We start from the raw sequence: 5,616 nt of genomic DNA on the forward strand, positions 1-5,616 counted from the left end.
ATCCAGCTCTCAGGATATGAAGGACCCATTCGCCAGATGGCCATCAAAGATCTCGGACATGAAGAACCAACACTTCTTTTGACCAACCAGCTCACTGCTTCACCGTCCAGGCTTATCTCGCGATACGCAAGACGCATGCTCATCGAAAATAATATTCAAGACGGCATTGACTTCTTTCACATGGACGCTCTATCCTCAGCAGTAGCCATGAAGGTCAACCTCGATCTCCAACTCACACTTATGGCCAGCAGTCTATATCACCTGCTGGGTCAGGATGTGGGCCGGGGATATGAAGTGGCCAAATCAAGACATATCTTTCGGGACTTGATAAATACCAGTGCCCAGATCAGACTAAAAGAAAACATAATCGAGGTCCAACTGTCTCGCAGGGCTCACAACCCCTTGCTTATTTCCGCAGGCTTCCAAGGCTGTGAAATTAAAGTCCCATGGCTGAACAGCAACCTAAAAATCGATTTCAAATAGCCCTCGCGGTGTTAAGTCCAAAAACTAACGCGGTAATCCAGGCTAGTGCTCTTTATTCTTCAAAACCGTGTGTGCGAAGCACCAGTGTGAAGCCTGCAGGCTTCCAGTGCCAGAAAAGATTATTTTGGCACTGGCAACTTCGTTGCCCACGGGCGGCTTTGCCGCTCACGGTTGAGAAGTACGCCTGAAGTCTACTCTCGGTGGTGATTACTGGAACCCACTGAATGGTTACGGTTGCGGGGAAGCGTGATTGCAGGCTCAAAACTTTTTATCTCTCAAAGGACTTGAGGAACAGCAGAAAAACCTTTAAGCCGTGATGATTACAGGGCAGCAGGTATTTTCAGGTATATATTTCAGGGTTGAAAGCCTGAGCCTGATGCCGGGATATTTCTGGAGATTAGTACTAACGCGGACTTTGCCCGCAACCCAATAAAGAAAAGAGCTTTTTTGACAGGATTAACAGGATTAAGAGATTGATTAAGAGAAAAACATTTTTGTCCTGGCCGGGAGCCAGGCCAAAAGGTAATCACTCCAGCACTCACTTTTTTCCGGCACTCATGAATGCCAGAAGAAAGTGAGTGCTGGATGGCTAATGCAATCTGCGGCTTCCGGCCGCAGATTGCTTATCCTGTCAATCCTGTTAATCCTGTCTAAGTTTCTTGTTTTTTATGACAGGGTTTCAGGAGTAAGTCTAAAGGAGATGAACCAGTGTATATAGTGACCGGAGGGGCCGGATTCATCGGCAGCGGATTTGTCTGGAAGCTGAACAGCATGGGCATTGAGAATATTCTCATAGTGGATCGTCTGGGCCATAAAGAGAAATGGAAGAACCTGGTCAATCTTAGGTTTCAGAATTTTGAACATAAGGACAGTTTTCTGGACAGGCTGGAAAACGGTGATTTCGGAAGGGTGGAAGCCATAATCCACATGGGGGCCTGTTCTTCCACCACGGAAAGTGATGCCGATTATCTAATGCACAACAATTTCAGTTATTCTCAGAGACTGGCCAGGTACTGCATAAGCAGCGGCTCCAGGTTTATATATGCCAGCAGTGCGGCAACCTACGGGGACGGCAGCCGTGGATTCAGCGATGACCCGGAAATCATGCCGGACCTGCAGCCACTGAACATGTACGGATACTCCAAGCAGCTCTTTGATCTTTGGATGCACAGGCAAAACTGGTTGGACAGGGCTGTGGGGCTGAAGTTCTTCAATGTTTACGGTCCCAACGAGTATCATAAGGAAGACATGCAGAGCGTGGTGCGCAAGGCATATTTTCAGGTGAAGCAAACCGGGAGGGTGCGGCTTTTCAAGTCCTATCACCCTGATTATCGGCACGGGGAGCAGAAAAGAGACTTTATTTATCTCAAGGACTGCCTGGAGGCCATGGCCTGGCTTCTGGAACACCAGGAAGTAAACGGGGTTTTCAATCTGGGTTCCGGGCGGGCCGAGTCCTGGAACGACCTGGCCGGTGCCGTGTTCAAAGCCCTGGGCCGGGAAACGGATATCGAATACATAGACATGCCCGAGGAAATACGGCCCAAATACCAGTATTTTACCCGGGCCCGGATGCACAGGCTGGAGGCCACCGGATGCCCGGTACGTTTTTCTTCCCTGGAAGAGGGGGTGCATGATTATATTCTAAATCACCTGGAACAGGATGATCCCTATCTTTCACTGCGACCTGTTGAACACCAATAATAAGCGATCAGTAGTTTATGTTTAAAAAAATACTGCATCCCGTGGATTTGAACGAATCCCTTACTGAAATAAAGATAAGGGCTTCGTTTTTGTACAAGATGAAGGCCGAGGATATGGTGTTTTTTCATGTGCTAAACCCCGGACTGGGTGGCCACAAGCATGCCGAGTCCAGGCTCAGGCATTTTCAGAGCGCTCTGGATGAAGTTGGGATAAACGTACACTATAAAGTGGAAGAAGGACATGTGGCCTCAGAGATCACCAGGGAGGCCAGGGAGCAGGGCGCTGACCTTATTTATATTCCGGCAAGGGGCAGAAATTTTCTCATGAGCTCACTTCTGGGAAGCACCACCCAGGATGTGGTCCGCCTGGCGGACAGCCCGGTCTGGGTGCACAAGAAAAGACCTGATTTGCGGCATGAGGAGCAAATGCACCGGATCGTATTTGCAACGGATTTTCAGCAGGCAGCAGAAAAATGCTGTCAACCGGTGTTCTTTCTCGGGGAGCTGGTGCCGGAACTTGTAGTCCTGCATGTGGGGGAGAGAGCGGCTGATCCGTATTCGGAACAGCTTAGGCGGGAGCATGTCAATGTAAAGCTGGAAGAGCTAAAAGAGCAGTACTCGGGATATTACCGGAAGGTAAGGCAGATATCCAGGATCGGCTCTCCTGCCAGCCACATACTGGATGTGGTGGATGAAATCCAGGCAGACGCAGTGATCCTGGGAAGACTCAATGAGCCGTTTCCCCTGCATGTGATGGGTTCCACCTGCGCCAGAGTCGTTTCCCGGGTCAACAGCTCGGTTCTGTTGATTCCATAATGGCCAGGCTTTTCCTGCGACTTTTCTGCGGGGCGGATGAATTTCGAAAAAGGGACAAAACCTGACAAAAGCCAGCTGCAGCTGGTGCAAACTGTAACTTTAAACTAAATTTCAGCCGGGTCTTAATATGTTCAAGGATACGGTTTTTGTTGCATCGTTAATCATTGTAGCCGGTTTTGTGCTGCTGGGAATATTTGACCAGGAACTTCTGGACAGCATTTCCACAACCATTCATGGCGGCATTATAGCCAATTTCGGCTGGGCCTATCTTCTGGTGACCTTCTTTTTTCTGGTTTTCTGTATTGTCCTGGCCTTGAGTAAATACGGCAATATCAAGCTGGGCAAGGACGAAGACAGGCCGGAGTATACTTATTTCGGGTGGTTCAGTATGCTCTTTGCCGCCGGCATGGGCATCGGGCTTATTTTCTGGGGAGTGGCCGAACCTTTGAGCCACTATATGCAGCCCCCGGAACATATAGAAAAGGAAAGCGGCCAGGCGGCCACCTTTGCCATGCGCTACAGCTTTTTTCACTGGGGCCTGCATCCGTGGGCGGTATACATCATCATGAGCATGAGCATTGCCTATTTTTCCTTTCGCAGGGATATGCCTCCTCTTATCAGCTCATGTTTTTACCCCTTGCTCGGGGACAGAATTTACGGGCTGCCGGGAAAGCTGATAGATATCCTGGCTGTTTTCGCCACCATATTCGGCATAGCCACTTCCCTGGGCCTGGGGGCGCTACAGATCAACAGCGGCCTGGAACATATCTATGGTCTTCCAGCCACAGATACCAGCACCCTGCTCATTATTCTTGTCACCACCATGCTGTTTATGATTTCCGCTACCGTGGGGCTGGACAAGGGGATTCAGACCCTGAGCAAGTCCAATATGTTTCTGGCTTTTCTGCTGGTGGTGTTTATGCTGGTTTTCGGACCCACTGCGTATATAATGACTGTTTTTACCGATACCATGGGCGGCTACTTAAGCGACGTCCTGGAGATGAGCCTCACCGTGAACCCGTTTCTGGGACATGAATGGTACAAGGACTGGACCATATTCTACTGGGCCTGGTGGATCGCCTGGTCTCCTTTTGTGGGCATATTTGTGGCCCGTATTTCCCGGGGCAGGACCATCAGGGAGTTTATCAGCGGTGCCCTGCTGGTACCCACCCTGCTCACCTTCATCTGGTTTGCGGTATTCGGCGGGTCATCCCTTTACCTGGAACTGGAGGCAGGAGCCGCAGTAGGCGGAGCAGTCCTTGACGACGTATCCACCGGGCTCTTTGCTGTGTTCGACCATTATCCAGGCTCGATAATCCTGTCCAATGCAGCCATTTTGCTCCTGGTTGTCTTTTTCGTGACATCAGCGGACTCAGCCACTTTTGTGCTGGGCATAATGACTTCCAGGGGATCGCTTAATCCCAGCCTGGGCAAAAAGATCGTCTGGGGGGTGACCCAGTCGTCAGTGGCGGCCATACTCCTGGTTTCAGGCGGTCTGGTAGCCCTGCAGCAGATGGCCATTACCGCTGCCCTGCCTTTCAGCTTTGTGCTTCTGCTTATGTGCTACAACCTTTGGAGAGGTCTGTCCGCAGAGGCAAAAGAAGGGCTCAACAGTCGTTTTTCCAGGAGATGACACGGGGGCAGGTGGAGAAAAAGGGTTTAAACTCAGTTTGAAGGATGCGCCTGCAAAAAGTCGGGAAATGAAAAATTCAGAAATCAATAATCTACATAACTCTTTGATTTTACTGACCTCTGATCTCTGACGTCTGTGACTGCAAAAATGTAACCATTCAGGGGGTGCCAGCAATCGCCACCGAGAATAGACTTGAGGCGTATTCGCCAACCGTGAGCGGCAGAGCCGCCCGTGTGCAACGAAGTTGCCCGTGCCAAAAAAATCTTCTTAGGCACGGGAAGCCTTCAGGCTTCACACGGGTGCTCCGCACACACGGTTTTGAAGAATAAAGATCCCCAGCAAGGCATTACCCGCCTGGTAGGCAAATTGGCATATCCCCCCTGAAGGGTTACACAAAAATGACTTTTTGCAGTCACATCTTGAAGGGTCGAGGCCTGGCTATGAATTTTGTATTTACCTCATAAATGGAGGAAGACTGTAACTCTAATTGTTTTTGACAGCAAAGAGGGTCAAATACAGCGCAGGAGAAACAATCTCCTGCGCTGTATGCTGAAGTTATGCCTTGACAGTCTTCATATGCATGACCAGTGCAAGGACGCCTCCTGCTGCACAAACAAGCGCAAGTATTGTCAAAAATCCGGCTACCATGGTTTTGCTCCTCCGTTTCAGGTTAGTATTCTGGTTTTATGTATCCATTGAAAGGTACCGAGGTTTTAATGCTTTGAAATTTAACTACGCAATTTTATTTGCATCAAATTCTAGTTGATGTATCATATAAATGAAACTATTGTACAATTTTTAAAAGTAAATACACTGAAATAGAAAATGTGTCAATAAAATTTTTGTGAACTTTTTGAGCGAGGAGTATCTGTTTAGCGCTTTTAAGGAAAGCAGGGGACAGGCACTCCGGGACCCACTTGAGCATCATTTTGTGCTTAAAATATCTCATTTTTTGGGACAATCACGCCTCAGGCGTGACGGAAG

Annotated in this window: 4 protein-coding genes; all 4 read left to right on the plus strand. The window is 49.1% G+C overall.

Translation table 11 applies throughout. From position 1 onward, the window contains the following. Positions 1 to 483, plus strand: a 483-nt coding sequence (locus QZP87_RS06575; RefSeq protein WP_291322126.1) for a hypothetical protein, incomplete at its 5' end; no start/stop codon positions are given. Positions 484 to 1,191: 708 nt separating this feature from the next. Continuing rightward, positions 1,192 to 2,184 carry an ADP-glyceromanno-heptose 6-epimerase gene (gene rfaD / locus QZP87_RS06580; RefSeq protein WP_008870181.1) on the plus strand — a complete coding sequence of 331 codons (993 nt, stop codon included), beginning with the start codon at positions 1,192 to 1,194 and terminating at the stop codon, positions 2,182 to 2,184. 17 nt (positions 2,185 to 2,201) lie between these two features. After that, positions 2,202 to 2,999 (plus strand): universal stress protein, encoded by a 798-nt coding sequence (locus QZP87_RS06585; RefSeq protein WP_287042691.1) that lies wholly within the window; start codon positions 2,202 to 2,204, stop codon positions 2,997 to 2,999. A gap of 127 nt (positions 3,000 to 3,126) precedes the next feature. After that, positions 3,127 to 4,632: a BCCT family transporter gene (locus QZP87_RS06590; protein WP_291322127.1), complete on the plus strand. Its 1,506-nt coding sequence runs from the start codon at positions 3,127 to 3,129 to the stop codon at positions 4,630 to 4,632. The last annotated feature ends 984 nt before the right edge of the window (positions 4,633 to 5,616 follow it).

The sequence above is a fragment of the Desulfonatronospira sp. genome, from assembly GCA_003563255.1.
GTDB lineage: Bacteria > Desulfobacterota > Desulfovibrionia > Desulfovibrionales > Desulfonatronovibrionaceae > Desulfonatronospira.